Genomic DNA, 18597 nt, shown 5'->3' on the forward strand with positions numbered 1-18597 from the left:
GCGGTGATGGGCGGCCGCCGGGTCACGTCCCGGCGGCGCCCTCGATCACCTGCCGCAGCCCGGCCGCCAGCTGCCCGGCCTCCGGCGCGCTCTTCGGATCGAAGGTCCACTGCGCCATGAGCCCCATCATCAGGGTCAGGTAGAAGGACCCGAGGGTGTCCACCCGCTCCTCGGGGACGTCCTCCTCACGGCCTCCGTGGAAGAGCGTGACGATCCCGCGCGCCCCCTCGCGCTGGGCCCGCGCCAGATGCTCGCGCACCTCCGGCAGCTGGTCCCCCATGGCCACGATCTCCATGCTGAGCCGCCACAGGGACCCGGGCTCGCGCATGGTGCCGATGATGTTCTCCCAGACCTCGGTGAACCGGTCCAGCGACCCGGGCTCGCCGCGCAGTTCGCCGCCTCCCTCGAAGGCGTCGGACATGCCCTCCACCATCTCGACGTACGCCTGCGCCAGCAGCGCGTCCTTCGAGCCGTAGTGGTAGCCGATCGACGCCAGGTTCGTCCCCGACTCCTTGACGATGTCGCGCGCGGTCGTGCGCAGGAAGCCCTTCGCCAGCAGGCAGCGCTGGGCGCCGGCGAGCAGATCCTCACGGTGTCCCATGGCACGCCACCCTACCGCGGAATCCAGACAGACGTATTAAACAGCCGTACTAGACAGCTGTTTAATACGCTCGTACAGTCCTGCCATGACGACGACGCCCCACGCACCGCCCCGCGCCGGCCGCCGCGAGTGGACCGCTCTCGGCGTGCTGATGCTGCCGCTGCTGCTGGTCTCCATGGACGTCTCGGTCCTCTACTTCGCGATCCCGGCGATCAGCGCCGACCTGGAACCGAGCGCCGCCCAGCAGCTGTGGATCCTCGACGTCTACGGCTTCGTCCTGGCCGGCCTGCTGATGACCATGGGCTCGCTCGGCGACCGCGTCGGGCGCCGCCGGCTCCTGCTGATCGGCGCCGCCGCCTTCGGCACGGCCTCCCTGGTGGCGGCCTACGCGGACAGCGCCGGGACCCTGATCGCGGCCCGTGCCCTGCTCGGCGTCGGCGGCGCCACACTGATGCCGAGCACGATGGCGCTGGTCCGCACGATGTTCACCGACCCCGGGCAGCGCGCGAAGGCCATCGGCCTCTGGTCGGGCGTGATGACGGCCGGCATCGCCCTCGGCTCGGTGCTCAGCGGCGTCCTCGTCGAGCACTTCTGGTGGGGCTCGGTCTTCCTGGTGAACCTGCCGGCCATGGTGCTGCTCCTCGTCCTGGGCCCGCTCCTGCTGCCGGAGTCCAGGAGCGAGCACCCGGGCCGCTTCGACTGGCCGAGCGTCCCGCTGTCCCTGGCCGCGGTGCTCCCCGCGATCTACGGACTGAAGGAACTCGCCGCCGAGGGCTGGAACGTGCGGTACGCCCTGTCGGTGTCGGCCGGGATGCTCTTCGCCGCGCTGTTCGTGCACCGGCAGCGCACGGCGGCCTCCCCGCTCATCTCCCCCGCGCTGTTCCGGCGCCCCGGCTTCGGCCCGGCCATGGCCCTCAACCTGGTGGCCGCCTTCGGCATGATGGGCTCGGCGTACTTCACCACCCAGTACCTCCAGTCGGTCCTGGACAAAGGCCCCCTGGAGGCGGCCCTGTGGAGTCTGCTGCCGTCGGCGCCCATCGGCCTCGCGGCCCCGCTCAGCGCCCGGCTCGTGCAGCAGGGCGTGCCCCGGGCCCATGTCGTCGGCGGCGGATTCGCGGTCGCCGCGTGCGGCTATGTACTGCTGGCCCTGACCGGTACCGGCTCCCTCTGGCTGCTGCTGACCGCGTGCGCCGTCCTGGCCTGCGGCATCGTCGCCGTCATGGCGCTGGTGGTCGACCTGGCCATGACCGCTGCCCCCGTGGAGAAGGCGGGCGCGGCCTCGTCGCTGATGGAGACGGGCACGGAGTTCGGCGGTGCGCTGAGCATGGCGTTCCTCGGCTCCATCGGCACGGCCGTCTACCGCCACCGGATCCCCGGCTCCGCGCCCGCCCCGGCCCACGAGACGCTGGGCGGCGCGCTGGCGGTGGCCGGCCGGCTCCCGGGGCGCGCGGAAGACGCCCTGGCGGCCGCGGCACGCGAGGCCTTCACCAGCGGCATGCACGCGGCGGCCGTCACCGGGGCGGTACTGCTGGCCGGCGCGGCGGCAGCGGCGGTGGCGACCCTGCGCCGGGTCCGGGACCACGAGCCGCTGGCACCGGAGCCGCGGGAGGCGGCCGTCTGACGGAGCGTCCGGTACGACGAAACGCCGGGCGGGCTGATGTGCTCAGCCCGCCCGGCGTTCGCGGACGGGTCCGTCCGAGGACGAACGGTGCCCCGGGGACACAGCCCCCGGGAAGGTCAGGCCAGGTTCACCGAGCGGGCGGAGGTCGCGCCGATCTCCGCGGCCACCTCGGCCAGCACGGCGGGGGTCACCGTGTCGTCCACGGTCAGCACCGCCAGCGCCTCGCCGCCGGCCACCGCACGCGACACCTGCATGCCCGCGATGTTGAGACCCGCCTCACCGAGGATGCGGCCCACCGTGCCGACGACACCCGGGCGGTCCTCGTACTTCAGCACCAGCATGTGGTCGGCGAGCGCGAGGTCCACGTCGTAGTCCCCGACGGCGACGATCTTCTGCAGGTGCTTGGGACCGGCCAGCGTGCCGGAGACCGACACCTCCTCGCCGTCGGCGAGGGTGCCGCGCACCGTCACGACGTTGCGGTGCTCGGTCGCCTCGGAGCTGGTCGTCAGGCGGACCTCGACACCGCGCTCCTGCGCGAACAGCGGGGCGTTGACGTACGACACCGTCTCGTCGACGACGTCCTCGAAGACACCCTTGAGGGCGGACAGCTCCAGCACCTTCACGTCGTGCTGGGTGATCTCGCCGTAGACCTCGACGTCGAGGCGGACGGCGACCTCACCGGCGAGCGCGGTGAAGATCCGGCCCAGGCGCTCGGCCAGCGGCAGACCCGGCTTGACGTCCTCGGCGATGACACCGCCCTGCACGTTCACCGCGTCCGGCACGAGCTCACCGGCGAGGGCCAGGCGCACCGAGCGGGCGACGGCGATACCGGCCTTCTCCTGCGCCTCGTCCGTGGAGGCGCCCAGGTGCGGGGTGGCGACGACCTGGTCGAACTCGAACAGCGGGGAGTCCGTGCAGGGCTCCTTCGCGTACACGTCGAGACCGGCGCCGGCGACGCGGCCCTCCTTCAGCGCCGAGTACAGCGCCTCCTCGTCGACGATCCCGCCGCGCGCGGCGTTGACGATGCGCACGCTCGGCTTGACCTTGCGCAGCGCCTCGTCGCCGATCAGGCCGAGGGTCTCGGGGGTCTTGGGGAGGTGGACGGTGATGAAGTCGGAGACCTCCAGCAGCTCGTCCAGCGACAGCACCTTGACGCCCATCTGCGCGGCCCGCGCGGGCTGCACGTAGGGGTCGTAGGCGACGACCTTCATGCCGAACGCGGACATGCGCTGCGCGACGAGCGCGCCGATGCGGCCGAGGCCGACGACGCCGAGGGTCTTCTCGGCCAGCTCGACACCCGTGTACTTGCTGCGCTTCCACTCGCCGTTCTTCAGCGCGGCGTTGGCCTGCGGGATGTTGCGGGCGGTGGCGAGGAGCAGACCGCAGGCCAGCTCGGCGGCGGTCACGATGTTCGAGGTGGGGGCGTTGACGACCATCACGCCGGCCTTGGTGGCGGCGGAGACGTCCACGTTGTCCAGGCCGACGCCGGCTCGTGCGACGACCTTGAGCTTGTTCGCGGCGGCGATCGCCTCGGCGTCGACCTTGGTGGCCGAGCGGATCAGGATCGCGTCCACGTCGGCGATGGCGGGGAGCAGCTCGGCGCGGTCCGCGCCGTTGCAGTGCCGGATCTCGAAGTCCGGGCCCAGCGCGTCGACGGTGGCGGGCGACAGCTCTTCAGCGATGAGTACGACGGGTTTCGAGCTCACGTGAGTCCTCACAAGTCCAGTGCTGCGGACGGCCGTCCCGACGGCCGCAGGCGGTGGAGGGGTGCTTGCCGCGTGGAAGACGCACGACGCTGTGGGCCTGACGCGTATATATGCAGCAGTGTAGTGGTGCGGCGGGGGGCGTCTTACGTCTCTGCGGAAGGATCACCCGCACGGGAAAAAGGCCCGGCCGCGGCGTCGGTGCCGCGGCCGGGCCCGGGGGCTCACGCCTCCTCGTCGACCCAGCTCATGAGCTTGCGCAGCTCCTTGCCGGTGGTCTCCAGGAGGTGCTCGGAGTCCTGCTTCTTGTACTCGTTGTACTTCTTCAGACCGCCGTGGTACTCGTCCATCCAGTTCCTGGCGAAGGTGCCGTCCTGGATCTCGGCGAGGACCTTCTTCATCTCGGCCTTGGTGGCGTCCGTGATGATGCGCGGGCCGGTGACGTAGTCGCCCCACTCGGCGGTCTCGGAGATCGACCAGCGCATCTTCTCCAGGCCGCCCTCGTACATGAGGTCGACGATGAGCTTCAGCTCGTGCAGGCACTCGAAGTAGGCGATCTCCGGCTGGTAGCCCGCCTCGGTCAGCGTCTCGAAGCCGGCCTTCACCAGGGCCGCGGTGCCACCGCAGAGGACGGCCTGCTCACCGAACAGGTCGGTCTCGGTCTCCTCGGTGAAGGTCGTCTTGATGACGCCGGCGCGGGTGCCGCCGATGCCCTTGGCGTACGACAGGGCCAGCGCGAAGGCGTTGCCCGTGGCGTCCTGCTCGACGGCGGCGATGCAGGGAACGCCGCGGCCCTCCTCGTACTGGCGGCGGACCAGGTGGCCCGGGCCCTTCGGGGCGACCATGCAGACGTCCACGCCGGCCGGGGGCTTGATGAAGCCGTAGCGGATGTTCAGGCCGTGGCCGAAGAACAGGGCGTCGCCGTCCTTCAGGTTCGGGGCGATGTGCTCCTCGTAGACCTGGGCCTGGATGGGGTCCGGGACGAGGATCATGATGACGTCGGCCTCGGCGGCGGCCTCCGAGGGGCTCACCACGCGCAGGCCCTGCTCCTCGGCCTTGGCCTTGGACTTGGAGCCCTCGTGCAGACCGACGCGCACGTCGACACCCGAGTCACGGAGCGACAGCGCGTGGGCGTGGCCCTGGCTGCCGTACCCGATGACCGCGACCTTGCGGCCCTGGATGATGGACAGGTCGGCGTCGGCGTCGTAGAACAGCTCGGCCACTTTGGGTTCTCTCCTCGGGAGTGCAGGTGTTGCGTCCCACCGTATGACGGGGGGCGGAAGGGAAGTCTGAGGGTCTCGGAATACGGGCGGCCGACGGCGCGCCGACCGCCCGTTTCCGGTCTTACGCCGACCGGTCCAGGGCGCGCAGCGACCGGTCCGTGATGGAACGGGCACCGCGTCCGATCGCGATCGTGCCGGACTGGACGAGCTCCTTGATGCCGTACGGTTCCAGCATCTTGAGCATCGCGGACAGCTTCTCGCCGGACCCGGTGGCCTCGATGGTCACGGCCTCCGGGGAGACGTCGACGGTCTTGGCGCGGAACAGCTGGACGATCTCGACGATCTGGGAGCGCGTCTCGTTGTCGGCGCGCACCTTCACCAGGACGAGTTCGCGCTGCACCGCCTGCGACGGCTCCAGCTCGACGATCTTCAGCACGTTGACGAGCTTGTTGAGCTGCTTGGTCACCTGCTCCAGCGGCAGGTCCTCCACCCCCACGACGATGGTGATGCGGGAGATGTCGGGGTGCTCGGTGACGCCGACCGCGAGCGAGTCGATGTTGAAGCCGCGGCGGGAGAAGAGGGCGGCGATCCGGGCCAGGATGCCGGGGGTGTTCTCCACCAGGACGGAGAGCGTGTGCTTGGACATGGTCTTTTACGTCTCTCTCGCTCAGTCGTCTTCGTTGTCGCCGAAGTCGGGGCGGACGTCCCGGGCGGCCATGATCTCGTCGTTGGAGGTGCCGGCGGCGACCATCGGCCACACCATCGCGTCCTCGTGGACGATGAAGTCGATGACGACCGGGCGGTCGTTGATCGAGTTCGCCTCTTCGATGGCCTTGTCCAGCTCGTCCGGCGACTCGCAGCGGATGGCGTGGCAGCCCATGGCCTCCGACAGCTTCACGAAGTCCGGGACGCGCGTGCCGCGGGCCTGCGGGTTGACGTCGTCCGGGCCGGAGTGCAGGACGGTGTTGGAGTACCGCTGGTTGTAGAAGAGGGTCTGCCACTGGCGGACCATCCCGAGGGCGCCGTTGTTGATGACGGCGACCTTGATCGGGATGTTGTTCAGGGCGCAGGTGGTGAGCTCCTGGTTGGTCATCTGGAAGCAGCCGTCGCCGTCGATGGCCCAGACGGCCCGCTCGGGGGCTCCGGCCTTGGCGCCCATGGCGGCCGGGACGGCGTAGCCCATCGTCCCGGCGCCGCCGGAGTTCAGCCAGGTGCCCGGCTTGTCGTACTCGATGAAGTGGGCGGCCCACATCTGGTGCTGGCCGACGCCCGCCGCGAAGATCGTGCCCTCCGGGGCGAGCTGCCCGATGCGCTCGATGACCTGCTGCGGGGAGAGCGAGCCGTCGTCCGGCTGGTCGTAGCCGAGCGGGTAGGTCTCGCGCCAGCGGTTCAGGTCGTTCCACCACATGCCGTAGTCGCCCTGGTGGCCGTCGCTGTGCTCCTTCTGCACGGCCTGGATCAGGTCGGCGATGACCTCGCGGGCGTCGCCGACGATCGGCACGTCGGCGGCGCGGTTCTTGCCGATCTCGGCCGGGTCGATGTCCGCGTGGACGATCTTGGCCAGGGGGGCGAAGCTGTCCAGCTTGCCGGTGACGCGGTCGTCGAAGCGGGCGCCGAGGGCGACGATCAGGTCGGCCTTCTGCAGAGCGGTGACGGCGGCCACCGAGCCGTGCATGCCGGGCATGCCCAGGTGCTGCGGGTGGTTGTCGGGGAACGCGCCGAGCGCCATCAGGGTGGTGGTGACGGGCGCGCCCGTCAGCTCGGCGAGCATCTTCAGCTCGGCGGTGGCCTTGGCCTTGAGCACGCCGCCGCCGACGTACAGCACGGGCCGGCGGGCCTGGGTGATCAGCTTGGCGGCCTCGCGGATCTGCTTGGCGTGCGGCTTGGTCACCGGGCGGTAGCCGGGCAGGTCCATGACCGGCGGCCAGGAGAAGGTGGTCTTCGCCTGGAGGGCGTCCTTGGCGATGTCGACCAGGACCGGGCCGGGGCGGCCGGTGGAGGCGATGTGGAACGCCTGGGCGATGACCCGCGGGATGTCCTCGGCCTTGGTGACGAGGAAGTTGTGCTTGGTGATCGGCATGGTGATGCCGACGATGTCCGCCTCCTGGAAGGCGTCCGTGCCGATCGCCTTGGACGCCACCTGGCCGGTGATCGCGACCAGCGGCACGGAGTCCATGTGCGCGTCGGCGATCGGGGTGACCAGGTTGGTGGCGCCGGGGCCGGAGGTGGCCATGCAGACGCCGACGCGGCCGGTGGCCTGCGCGTAGCCGGTGGCGGCGTGACCGGCGCCCTGCTCGTGGCGGACCAGGACGTGGCGCACCCGGGTGGAGTCCATCAGCGGGTCGTAGGCCGGGAGGATCGCACCGCCGGGAATGCCGAATACCGTGTCGGCGCCGACCTCCTCGAGAGAGCGGATGAGGGACTGCGCGCCCGTCACGTGCTCGGGGGCGGAGTGCTGTCCTCCGGATCGGGGCCGGGGCTGCGGGTGATGGGCCCCGGTGGCCTGCTCGGTCATCGGCATTCTCTTCTCAGATGCTGAGGGTTTATGCGAGGTTTGTACGGTATCCGGCTGCTGCACGAACGGTGCCTGTGCAACAAAAAACCCCTCGTGCCAAGAGGCAAGCGAGGGGAGCGCGCCGGGTGGGGTCGCTGAGCGGTCGAGGCTCAGCGTCAGCCGACGCGCTTTCCAAGTACGAGAATTCGGGTGCGCATGGCACTGACCCTCCCCCCGGCACGCACTCACTGTCAAGTGGGTGGGACGGGAGTCTCATTATGTGAGCGGAGGGCCGTGCCGCCTCCGATGACGGCGGACACACCCGAGCTGTACACCCGCGGGGCACCGCCCGCCAGCGCCGGTTCGGGTCCGTGCGGCAGCGGATAGTGGCCGGCGGCGAGCGCCCGGCGCAGCCGGTACTCGTCGAGCGGCCCGGAGAACGCCATGCCCTGCCCGTGCGTACAGCCCATCGCCCGCAGGGCGACGACCTGCTCGGGCAGGTCCACCCCCTCGGCCACGGACTTCAGCCCGAGATCACCCGCGATGCGCAGCAGCCCACTGGTGATCTTGTACAGCCGGGCGGACTCCACGACGCCCTCGACCAGGCCCCGGTCGAGCTTGAGGACGTCGACGGGGAGCCGCCTGAGGGCCGTGATCGCCGCGTAGCCGCTGCCGAACCCGTCGAGCGCGATCCGTACGCCGACCCGCCGCAGGGCGCCCAGACGCCGCTCCAGCTCGTCCAGCGGGACCCGTGGGTCGGCGTCGGACAGCTCGATGACCAGCGCACCGGACGGCAGGCTGTGCCGGGTGAGCAGCGCCTCGATCGTGCCGAGCGGCATCGACCTGTCCAGCAGGCGGCGCGCGCTCATCCGGACGACGACCGGCACCGGCAGCCCCGCCGCGTGCCGCTCGGCGGCCTGCCCGACGGCCTCCTCGATCACCCAACGGCCCAGCTCGGCGGTCTTGTCGCTGTCCTCGGCCACCCGCAGGAACTCCGCCGGGGTGAAGAGCACGCCCTGGGAGGAGCGCCAGCGCGCCTGCGCGGACACCGAGGTGATCCGGCCGTCCTCCAGGCACACCACGGGCTGGTGCAGCAGGGCGAACTCGCCGTCGTGCAGCGCGGCCCGCAGGCGCGTGGCCAGTTCCGCCTTGCGGACGACGTCCTGCTGCATCTGGGGCTTGTACAGCTCGACGCGCCCCTTGCCGCCGGCCTTGGCCCGGTACATGGCCAGGTCGGCGTTGCGCAGCAACTCGCCCGCGCCGAGGCCCGGTTCGGCGAAGGCCACGCCGATGGAGGCGTTGACCCGGACGTCGTTGCCGTCGATCAGGTAGGGCTGGGACAGCGTCGCCCTCAGGCGGTCGGCGAGCTCCACGATGTGCCGCTCCCGGGCCTGGCGGTCGCGGGTGTTGTCCCCGACGATCAGGGCCGCGAACTCGTCGCCGCCGAGCCGCGAGGCGGTGTCGCCCTGGCGGACCGAGTCCTGGAGTCTGCGGGCGGCCTGGACGAGGAGCTCGTCCCCGGCCTGGTGCCCGATGGTGTCGTTGACCGCCTTGAAGCCGTCGAGGTCGATGAAGAGCACGGCCGTGTTGCGCAGGGCCAGGCCCCGGTCGGAGGCGCGGCGGCCCGACAGCGCGTGCTGGACGCGCTTGGTGAACAGGGCGCGGTTGGGCAGGTCCGTGAGCGGGTCGTGCTCGGCGTTGTGCTGCAACTGCGCCTGCAGGCGGACCCGTTCGGTCACGTCCCGGCTGTTGAAGATGAGGCCGCCGTGATGGCGGTTGACGGTCGACTCGACGTTGAGCCAGCCGCCGTCGCCCGAGCGGAAGCGGCACTCGATGCGCGTAGTGGGTTCCTCGACCGGGCTGGCGGCGAGGAATCTGCGCACCTCGTGCACGACGCAGCCGAGGTCCTCGGGGTGGATGAGGCCGGCCAGCTCCGTGCCCACCAGGTCCTCCGCCGGGCGGCCGTAGACGCCGGCGGCGGCCGGGGAGACGTACCTCAGGACGCCGCTGGGGGCGGCGATCATGATGACGTCGCTGGAGCCCTGCACCAGGGAGCGGAAGTGGTTCTCCTTCTGGGCCAGTTCCTGGGTGAGGGTGATGTTGTCGAGCAGCATGATGCCCTGGCGCACGACGAGCGCGAGCACGACCGTGCCCCCGGTCAGCAGGACCACGCGGTCGACGCTGCGGCCGTTGAGCACGTTGTAGAGGATGCCCAGGGTGCACACGGCGGCCGCGAGGTACGGCGTGAGGGCGGCGAGGGAGCCGGCGATGGGCCGGGCGGCCGGGTACCGGCTGTGCTCGCCGACGGGTGGGAGGGGGGTGTGGTGCGGTCCGCTGCGCTGTCCCGGCAGGTGCTCGTGCACCACGCGCGTGTGCCCGCTCAGGCCGTGCCGGTCCGGGGCGGGGCGGTCGGCGTCCGGTGTGCGCGGCGCGGTCCACGGGGCGTAGGCGAGGAGCAGGGAGCCCGCGAACCAGCCCGCGTCGAGCAACTGGCCGGAGCGGTAGTCGTGGTGCATCAGCGGCGAGGTGAACAGGGCGTCGCACATCACGGTCAGCGCGAGGGCGCCGACGGCGGTGTTGACCGCGGAGCGGTTCACCGCCGAGCGCCGGAAGTGCAGGGCGAGCACCATGCTGACCAGGGCGATGTCGAGCAGCGGATAGGCCAGGGACAGTGCGGTGTGCGCCACGCCCGGGCCTTCCGTCCGCGCCGCCTGGGCGAGGGCGAGGCTCCACGCCAGGGTGAGCAGCGAGCCGCCGATCAGCCAGGCGTCGAGCCCCAGGCAGACCCAGCCGGCCTTGGTCACGGGCCGTTTGGCGAGGACGAGCAGTCCGACGATCGCGGGCGGCGCGAAGCACAGGAAGAACAGGTCGGCGTAGCTGGGACTGGGCACGGGCAGTCCCAGGACGACCTCGTACCACCCCCAGACCAGGTTGCCCAGGGACGCCATCGCCGAGGAGAGGCCGAACAGCAGCCAGGCGGATCGGAAGGGGGTGTGGCGGCTGCGGGCGTACAGGAAGCACGACACCGAGGCGGTGGCCGCGGCGGCGCTCAGTCCGAAGTCGCCCATGATCAGGGCCATTTGGTATGAGCCCCAGCCGAGCGCGGAGCCGAGCGCGTAGGCCGCGCAGACCAGGGCGAGGACGAGTTGGAGGGCCAGGCCCGGCCGGGGGCCGGTGACCGGCCTGCGGGGCAGCAGCACGCCCGGGGACGGAGACTGTGCCCGCAGTGCTCCGTCCAGCGTCGTGGTCGGGGGCGCGCTCACCGGGCCCTCCCGGTCCGCTCCGCTCCCGGGTCCCGCGGGCCCCGGTGGACCGGCTGGGCCTGCCTTCTGCGGCTGCCGGGCCGGCGGTGGTGCTGGGTGTGGGTGGTGTGCCGTTCGCTGTGGTGGGCGCGGTGGCCGCCGTGATCGGCGTGGGGGCCGCGTCTGCCCGCGGCCGCCCGCCAGGGTCGCCGCCGGCAGCCCCGCCCCGTCGGATCGCTCGTCCATAGGCCGTGCATCGCCTGTCGCCCCCCTCACAGTCTGAAGTGTCCGTCCCCGGCGCCGAACGGTCCCCGGCGCAGCCCCTGTCGGGACGATACACCAGTCTCGTCACTCAGGGACATAGGTTCTCTACTCTCCGTGACGATCAACAGAGGTATGAGTACCCACCGCACCCGAAGGATTGCGCACGGTACTCGAAGTTGGTCAGCCGGTTGGTGCACCCGTCGTAAGGATCACGTTGCGGAGCGGCTCCCGGTTCACATGACGCTGCAACTGGTCCGCCAGGAGCCGCTTGGCGCGCGGGAGGAACGCGGAGGTGGGACCGCCGGCATGAGGGCTGATCAGTACCCCCGGCGCACGCCACAGGGGGTGTTCGCGCGGGAGGGGTTCGGGGTCGGTGACGTCGAGGGCGGCGGTGAGACGGCCGCTCTCCACCTCGGCGAGCAGGGCCTTGGTGTCGACGACGGGGCCGCGGGCCACGTTGACCAGCAGCGCTCCGTCCTTCATCCGGGACAGGAAGTCGGCTCCGGCCAGGCCACGGGTGGTCTCGGTGAGCGGCGTGACCAGGACGACGACGTCCGCCTCCGGGAGCAGGGCGGGGAGTTCGGTGAGCGGATGCACCGGCCCGCGCGCCGTGGTGCGCTCGGAGCGCGCGACGCGCGCCACCCGCGCCAGCTCGAACGGAACGAGCCGGTCCTCGATGGCGGCGCCGATCGACCCGTATCCGACGATGAGGACGTTCTTGTCCGCGAGCGCGGGCCGGAATCCGCCGAGCCACTCCCCCCGGTCCTGCGCGCGCACGAAGTCGGGGATGCCGCGCAGCGAGGCCAGGATCAGCGCGAGGGTGAGCTCCGCGGTGCTCGCCTCGTGCACCCCGCGGGCGTTGCAGAGCCGGACGCCCTCGGGCAGATGCCGCAGCCCGGGCTCCACGTGGTCGATCCCGGCGGAGAGCGTCTGCACGACCTGCACGTGACGCATCTGCGGCAGCGGGCGCACGCACAGCGGGCTGGGCTTCATGTAGGGGACGACGTAGAAGGCGCAGTCGGCCGGGTCGGCGGGGAAGTCCTGTTCGCCGTTCCAGAAGCGGTAGCGGGGGCCTTCGGGCAGTCCGTCGATCTCGTCCGGCGGGATGGGCAGCCACACGTCAGCAGTCATGCACCGGAGGCTATGTCAGGAGCGCGCCATGCCAGAGGTTAGGTTGGGGTGGCCGGAACAGGGAGGGTCACGACCAGGTGGAGCGCAGGACGATCGGCGCGACGGCGCTCGCGGTGGGGGCCGTCGGACTGGGGTGCATGCCGATGAGCTGGGCGTACAGCGCGTCGCGGCAGCGCGGCGACGAGTCGCTCAGGGCGGTGCACCGGGCGCTGGACCTGGGTGTGTCCCTGCTGGACACGGCCGACATGTACGGCCCCTTCACCAACGAGCTGCTGGTGGGGCGGGCGTTGAAGGAGCGGCGGTCCGACGCGTTCGTGTCGACGAAGGTCGGTCTCCTGGTGGGCGACCAGCACATCGTCGCCAACGGCCGCCCGGGGTATGTGAAACGGGCCTGCGACGCGTCGCTGCGGCGCCTGCAGACGGACGTCATCGACCTCTACCAGCTGCACCGGGCCGACCCGGAGGTGCCCGTCGAGGAGACCTGGGGCGCGATGGCGGAGCTCGTCCAGGCCGGGAAGGTCAGGGCGTTGGGCCTGTGCGCGATGGGGGCGCGGTCCTCGCGCCGGGACGGATCCGGTCCGCACGACGCGACCCTCAGGCAACTGGAGCGGGTGCAGCAGGTCTTCCCGGTGAGCGCGGTGCAGGCCGAGCTGTCGGTGTGGTCGCCGGAGGCGCTCGGGACGCTGCTGCCGTGGTGCCGGACGCGGGGCGTCGGCTTCCTCGCCGCGATGCCGCTCGGCAACGGCTTCCTGACCGGCCGGCTGCGGCCCGGCGCGGGGTTCGAGGCGGACGACCTGCGGGCCCGCCACCCCCGCTTCACGGCCGAGATGATGGCCGCGAACCAGCCGATCGTCGCCGGTCTGCGCCGGGTGGCCCGGCGGCACGGCCCGGAGGTCACGCCCGCCCAGGTCGCCCTGGCCTGGGTGCTGGCCCAGGGCCCGCACGTCGTGCCGGTGCCGGGCGCGAAGCGGGAGCGCTGGGTCGCGGAGAACGCCGCCGCGGCGGGCCTGCGGCTGGACGCCGAGGACCTCCGGGAGGTGGCGGGGCTGCCCCCGGCCCAGGGGTCGTGGGACTGATCCGGCCGGGGCGGTCGACGTCACCCGCCTCCGAGGCGGTCCCGGGGGCGCCGAGGCGTCCGGGAGGGGCGGCAGCAGGGCGCTCGTCAGCTCCGCCCGGGGGCCCGGTGTCCGGGGCCCGGCCGATCCCGGCCGCCTGCGCGGGCACGGCCCTCGACCCACGGGCCCACGCCTGTGCGCCGTGCCCACGGGGCGTCGGCGTGGCCGCCCCGGGGGGAACGCCCGCCGCGCGTCCTCCGGCCGGCACGGCCCGCACGAAAGCGGCGAAACGGCGTGCTCCCGGTGCGGTGTTCCGTGATCGGGAACTTCGGGGACACGGGCGGGGTATGACAGGTAGGACCCGCCCCGTCGAAGGGACCAAGATCGTGCAACGTCGATCCGTACCGGCCGTGCTGGCCGCCGCCGCGCTCCTGCTGACGGCCGGCTGCTCCTCCGACGGCGCGGGAACGTCCGGCGACAGCCCCTCCCCGAGCCGCACGGCGCCGGAGTCGTCCGTCCCGCCGGGGCGGGCCGGGCAGACACCGCCCCCCGCCGAGGGCTCGGTCGAGGTCCTGCGCACCGTCGCCGAGGGCCTGGACTCCCCCTGGGGTCTGGCTCCGCTGCCGGGCGGCGGCCTGCTCGTCTCCTCCCGGGACGACGGGACGATCGTCCGGGTCGACGACAAGACCGGGAAGAAGACCGAGGTGGGCGATGTGCCCGGCGTCTCACCGGCCGGCGAGGGCGGGCTGCTGGGCATCGCCCTGTCCCCCGACTTCGCCTCCGACCGCATGGTCTACGCGTACTTCACCTCGGTCTCGGACAACCGCGTCGTCCGCATGATCTACGACGACGGCAAGCCCGCCGGCGAGCAGCTCGCCGCGCCCGACACGGTCTACCGGGGCATCCCCAAGGGCTTCGTCCACAACGGCGGCCGGATCGCGTTCGGCCCCGACAAGATGCTGTACGTGGGCACGGGAGAGAGCGGCGACACCGGCCTGTCCCAGGACAAGGACTCACCCGGCGGCAAGATCCTGCGGCTGACCCCGGAGGGCGAGCCGGCGCCCGGCAACCCGTTCCCCGACTCGCCGGTGTACTCCTACGGCCACCGCAATGTGCAGGGCCTGGCCTGGGACACGAAACAGCGGCTGTTCGCCTCGGAGTTCGGGCAGGACACCTGGGACGAGCTGAACGCGATCAAGCCGGGTGACAACTACGGCTGGCCGGAGGCCGAGGGCGCATCCGGCGACGGGCGGTTCCACGACCCGGTCGACCAGTGGAAGACGTCCGAGGCGTCCCCGAGCGGCATCGCCTACGCCGAGGGCTCGATCTGGATGGCGGGCCTGCGCGGCAAGCGGCTGTGGCGCATCCCGCTGGACGGCACGAAGGCGTCGGCGGACCCGCAGTCCTTCCTCGAGGACGAGTACGGCCGGCTGCGCACGGTGGTCCCGGCGGGCGGCGACCGCCTGTGGCTCGTGACCAGCAACACGGACGGCCGGGGCAGCCCGAAGGACGGGGACGACCGGATCCTGGAGCTGCGGGTGACGTGAGCCGGGGCCCGCGGGCCGGGGGCTGGTCCTCACCGCGCCCGTCCTCGCGGCCGCCCTCACGCTCGTCGCCCGCGCGGTCCGGCCAGGCAGCCCGAAGCCCGACCGCGAGACCCGGCGCGCGGATCGCCGAGCGGCCCGAGCTGGTCGCCGCGGTCCGCCGGGAGTCGGCCGGCCGGGCGCGGCAGGCGCCCTAGTGTCCGTCGCCCTCCCGCTCGTCCGGCGGGCGGACGACGACCTTGCCGGACGACAGGTCTATCGGGCCGTGCCCGGGGTCGCCGTCGCCGACGTCCTCCCGGGTCAGCTCCAGACGGTTCTGCTCGTCGCGGGTGTGTTTGCGGCCGGGTGAGAACAGTTCCTCGAAGACGTTGAACACAAGGGCCTCCCTGGGCCGCGACTCCCCCGACGTCCTTTGCAGCGTATACCTCACCCCGCCGGCCCGGGCGTGAGGCTTTCGGCCGGGAACAGGCCCAGCCGGTGCGCCACCGCCGCCGCCTCTCCCCGCCCGGAGACGCCGAGCTTGGCGAGGATGTTGGAGACGTGGACGCTCGCGGTCTTCGGGGAGATGAACAGCTCCTGCGCGATGCGCCGGTTGGTGTGCCCGGCGGCGACCAGGCGCAGCACGTCCCGTTCCCTGCTGGTCAGCCCCAGCGACTCGGCCGGGTCGCAAGGGGCCGGGGCCGGTTGGGGAGAGGGGGTGAGCGGGAGCCGGGCCCGCCGGGCGAGCGCGTCGGCGGCGTCCGCGAGCGGCCGGGCGCCGAGGTGGCGGGCGACGGCGTTGACGAGGCGCAGCAGTTCCGTGGCGCGGCCGCGCTCGTCCTCGCCGCCGTCCGCCAGCAGGGACTCGGCGAGGCGGTGGCGGATCCGGGCGAGGTCGTAGGGCCGCTCCAGGGGTTCGAAGGCGGTGACCACCTCCGACCAGGTTCCGGGGGTGCTCCGGCCCTCGGCCCGGTGCAGTTCGGCGCGGACCCACCGCTCGTGGGCGCGCCAGACCGGGGCGTGCGTGGTGAGGCGCTTGACCGTCTCGAAGAGGCTGCCGAGGACCTCGTCGCGGCCGTCCCGTGCGGCGGGCAGCGTGCGGGCGTCGGCCTCGGCGGTGGCGGCTTCGAGCAGCAGCGGCCAGGCGTAGCGCTGGGTGCCGGGCGGGAAGCCGGACGTCAGGGTGCGGGCCAGTTCGGCGCGGGCGTCGGCGAGGCGGCCCTCGGCGACCGCGACGGCGAGGGTGAGGCAGGACAGCGGCAGGTCGTGCTGCGGCATGGGGTCGTGCGGGCCGTAGGAGGCGCGGCCCTCGGCGAGATGCCGGGCGGCCTCGGGCACCCGGCCGCGGGCGAGCGCGAGGAACGCCAGGCTGTTGGCGGCGGAGCCGCGCGGCCCGGCCGTCTGCCCGCGCCGCTGCGCGTTGCCGGCCGCCTCCGCGGCCTCGTCCCAGCGGCCCAGGGAGACGAGCGATTCGGCGAGGTTGCTCCAGATCCAGGCCTCGGCGTCCCGCAGGCCCATCTCCGAGGTGAGCCGCAGGCCCTCGCGCAGGATGCCGACGGCCTCCTGCGAGCGGCCGACGCCTTCGAGCACCGACGGCAGGTTGACATGGCTGCGGCCGACCATCGGGGCGAGTCCCCGGGCCACCACCTCGGCCCTGACCTCGTACATGTGCCGCAGCCCGGCCTCGGCCTGCCCGGCGTCGACCATGAGCCCGCCGAGGGTGAGCCGGGCGTGGGACTCGATGGCGTCGGCGCCCACCATGCGGGCGTACTCCACGGCCCGTTCGGCGGCGGTCAGGGCCTCGGGGCCGGGCTCGTGGAGCATCGACCAGTGGGCGGCCGTGGCGAGCACCTCGGCGTGCACCTCGGACGGCGGCAGGCCGCGCACCAGGTCCTGCGCGGTGGCGATCTCCTTCCAGCCGTCGCCGCGGGCGAGGCCCTGGACCAGCCGGGAGCGCTGGATCCAGAACCAGGCGGCGCGCAGTCTGTCGTTCTCCTCGTCGAGCAGGCGCAGCGCCCGCTTGGTGATCTTCAGGGCCCGTTCGCGTTCCCCGCACAGGCGGCCCGCGACGGCCGCCTCGGCCAGCAGGTCGAGGTGGCGCAGCGCGGTGGTGGCCGGATCGCAGCCGCTGGGGGTCCCCCCACGCCGTTCAGGCAGTGGGGGAGGGTAGACCTCGGCGAAGTCGACCGGGCGCAGGGTGCGGCGCACGGCCTCGGGCGCGGCGTCCCACAGCTCCATCGCCCTTTCCAGCAGCCGCAGTTGCTCGGAGTAGGCGTGCCGGCGCCGGGCCTCGACGGCGGCGTCGAGGACGGCGGGCAGGGCCTTGGCGGCGTCGCGGGCGTGGTACCAGTAGCCGGCCAGGCGGGTGGTGCGCAGGTCCGCGGGGACCAGCGTCGGGTCGGACTCCAGGGCCTCGGCGTAGCGGCGGTTGAGGCGGGAGCGCTCGCCGGGGAGCAGGTCGTCGCTGACGGCCTCGCGGACCAGGGAGTGGCGGAAGCGGTAGCCGTCTCCGCCGGGTGCCGGGCTGAGGATGCCGGCGTTGACCGCGGCCCGCAGCGCCTCGATGAGGTCGTCCTCGGCGAGCCGGGCGACCGCGGCCAGCAGCCGGTACTCGACGGTGGAGCCGCCCTCGGCGACGAACCGGGCGATCTGCTGGGCGGACTCCGGCAGTGACTCCACGCGGACGAGGAGCAGGTCGCGCAGGGAGTCGGTCAGGCCCGTGGGACAGCCCTCGTGGGCGGCGACGGACAGCTCCTCCACGAAGAAGGCGTTGCCGTCGGAGCGTTCGAAGATCGCGTCGACCTGGTCCGGCTCCGGCTCGTGGGCGAGGATGCCGGCGACCTGGAGGCACACCTCGTCGCGGGTGAAGCGGGCGAGGTCGAGGCGGCGGACCGTGCGGAGCCGGTCGAGTTCGGCCAGCAGCGGCCTGAGCGGGTGGCGGCGGTGGATGTCGTCGGAGCGGTAGGTGGCCAGGACGACGAGGCGGCCGGTGCGCAGGGTGCGCAGGAGGTAGGAGAGCAGATGGCGGGTGGAGGCGTCGGACCAGTGCAGGTCCTCCAGCGCGAGGACGACGGTGTGCTCGGCGGCGACGCGTTCCAGCAGGCGGGCGGTGAGCTCGAAGAGGCGGGCCATGCCGTCCTCGTCGTACCGCCCGGTGCCCGACTCGCCCAGCTCGGGCAGCAGCCGGGCCAGTTCCTCCTCCTGGCCGGCGGCCGCGGCGGCCAGCTCCCCTGGCAGGGCGCGGCGCAGCGCGCGCAGGGCCGTGGAGAACGGGGCGAAGGGCAGTCCGTCGGCGCCGATCTCGACGCAGCCGCCGAGGGCGACGACCGCCCCGCGGCGGCGGGCCGCGTCCGCGAACTCCTCGACCAGGCGGGTCTTGCCGACGCCGGCCTCCCCGCCGATGAGCAGGGCCTGCGGCTCGCCCTCGCGGCATCGGGCGAGGGCTTCGTGCAGCGCGCCCAACTCCTGGGCGCGGCCCACGAACACGGGGCTGACGGACCTGGTCTCCATTGCCCCGAGCATCGCACGCGGGTCGGCCGGCACGGCACCGGTTTTCCCGCGCCCGGCGAGGGGGCGGGGCGTGGCCGCCGCGCCGCCCGACGGGGCACCGGCACTGGCACCGGCACCGGCTCTGAGACCGGCACCGGCACCGGCCGCCCCCCCGCCCCCGGCGGGGGGGGGGGGCGCGGGCGGGGGGGCCGCGCCCGTGAACCGGGCCCGGGGGGCCCGGCCCCGCGGGA

At 72.9% G+C, this 18597-nt stretch carries 12 protein-coding genes; 3 read left to right on the forward strand and 9 right to left on the reverse strand.

Translation table 11 applies throughout. The features are described from left to right. Nucleotides 1-22: 22 nt before the first annotated feature. The gene (locus ABZY20_RS19555) at nt 23-601 is read right to left on the reverse strand and encodes a TetR/AcrR family transcriptional regulator (RefSeq protein ID WP_356442766.1); all 579 of its coding nucleotides are present in this window, start codon (nt 599-601) and stop codon (nt 23-25) included. 85 nt (nt 602-686) lie between these two features. Between ABZY20_RS19555 and ABZY20_RS19560 the strand changes: the two genes are divergently transcribed. Then, nucleotides 687-2222: an MFS transporter gene (locus ABZY20_RS19560; protein WP_356442767.1), complete on the forward strand. Its 1536-nt coding sequence runs from the start codon at nt 687-689 to the stop codon at nt 2220-2222. Nucleotides 2223-2338: 116 nt separating this feature from the next. Here the strand turns inward: ABZY20_RS19560 and serA are convergent, their stop codons facing one another. From serA to ABZY20_RS19590, 6 genes are all read right to left on the reverse strand, one after another. After that, nucleotides 2339-3928: a phosphoglycerate dehydrogenase gene (serA, locus tag ABZY20_RS19565; RefSeq protein WP_356442768.1), complete on the reverse strand. Its 1590-nt coding sequence runs from the start codon at nt 3926-3928 to the stop codon at nt 2339-2341. 221 nt (nt 3929-4149) lie between these two features. After that, a complete protein-coding gene (gene ilvC, locus ABZY20_RS19570; protein WP_356442769.1) occupies nt 4150-5148 on the reverse strand; it encodes a ketol-acid reductoisomerase in 999 nt (332 codons plus the stop codon). Nucleotides 5149-5269: 121 nt separating this feature from the next. Beyond that, nucleotides 5270-5794, reverse strand: a complete 525-nt coding sequence (gene ilvN, locus ABZY20_RS19575) for an acetolactate synthase small subunit (RefSeq protein ID WP_010048631.1) — start codon at nt 5792-5794, stop codon at nt 5270-5272. A gap of 21 nt (nt 5795-5815) precedes the next feature. Further along, on the reverse strand, nt 5816-7663 hold the full coding sequence (locus ABZY20_RS19580) for an acetolactate synthase large subunit (RefSeq protein ID WP_356442770.1): 1848 nt from the start codon (nt 7661-7663) through the stop codon (nt 5816-5818). Nucleotides 7664-7893: 230 nt separating this feature from the next. Beyond that, the gene (locus ABZY20_RS19585; protein ID WP_356442771.1) at nt 7894-10905 is read right to left on the reverse strand and encodes an EAL domain-containing protein; all 3012 of its coding nucleotides are present in this window, start codon (nt 10903-10905) and stop codon (nt 7894-7896) included. Between the two features lie 423 nt (nt 10906-11328). Continuing rightward, nucleotides 11329-12279, reverse strand: a complete 951-nt coding sequence (locus ABZY20_RS19590) for a 2-hydroxyacid dehydrogenase (protein ID WP_356442772.1) — start codon at nt 12277-12279, stop codon at nt 11329-11331. A 77-nt stretch (nt 12280-12356) separates the two neighbouring features. Between ABZY20_RS19590 and ABZY20_RS19595 the strand changes: the two genes are divergently transcribed. After that, entirely contained in the window at nt 12357-13355 is a 999-nt protein-coding gene (locus ABZY20_RS19595) for an aldo/keto reductase (protein ID WP_356442773.1), read from the forward strand. A 326-nt stretch (nt 13356-13681) separates the two neighbouring features. After that, nucleotides 13682-14881, forward strand: a complete 1200-nt coding sequence (locus ABZY20_RS19600) for a PQQ-dependent sugar dehydrogenase (RefSeq protein WP_356442774.1) — start codon at nt 13682-13684, stop codon at nt 14879-14881. A gap of 190 nt (nt 14882-15071) precedes the next feature. Here the strand turns inward: ABZY20_RS19600 and ABZY20_RS19605 are convergent, their stop codons facing one another. Continuing rightward, nucleotides 15072-15254, reverse strand: coding sequence for a DUF6191 domain-containing protein (locus tag ABZY20_RS19605; RefSeq protein WP_356442775.1), 183 nt, complete (start codon nt 15252-15254; stop codon nt 15072-15074). Between the two features lie 50 nt (nt 15255-15304). After that, nucleotides 15305-18367, reverse strand: a complete 3063-nt coding sequence (locus tag ABZY20_RS19610) for an AAA family ATPase (RefSeq protein WP_356442776.1) — start codon at nt 18365-18367, stop codon at nt 15305-15307. Nucleotides 18368-18597 lie beyond the last annotated feature (230 nt).

Origin of the sequence: Streptomyces sp. NPDC006624 (assembly GCF_040611555.1) — a bacterium.
Classification (GTDB): Bacteria; Actinomycetota; Actinomycetes; order Streptomycetales; family Streptomycetaceae; genus Streptomyces.

Bases quoted from the DNA above. Each gene is read 5' to 3' on its own strand.
- ABZY20_RS19555 (WP_356442766.1), bottom strand. From the start codon at position 601: ATGGGACACCGTGAGGATCTGCTCGCCGGCGCCCAGCGCTGCCTGCTG.
- ABZY20_RS19560 (WP_356442767.1), top strand. From the start codon at position 687: ATGACGACGACGCCCCACGCACCGCCCCGCGCCGGCCGCCGCGAGTGG.
- ilvN (WP_010048631.1), bottom strand. From the start codon at position 5,794: ATGTCCAAGCACACGCTCTCCGTCCTGGTGGAGAACACCCCCGGCATC.
- ABZY20_RS19580 (WP_356442770.1), bottom strand. From the start codon at position 7,663: ATGACCGAGCAGGCCACCGGGGCCCATCACCCGCAGCCCCGGCCCCGA.
- ABZY20_RS19590 (WP_356442772.1), bottom strand. From the start codon at position 12,279: ATGACTGCTGACGTGTGGCTGCCCATCCCGCCGGACGAGATCGACGGA.
- ABZY20_RS19600 (WP_356442774.1), top strand. From the start codon at position 13,682: ATGACAGGTAGGACCCGCCCCGTCGAAGGGACCAAGATCGTGCAACGT.
- ABZY20_RS19610 (WP_356442776.1), bottom strand. From the start codon at position 18,367: ATGGAGACCAGGTCCGTCAGCCCCGTGTTCGTGGGCCGCGCCCAGGAG.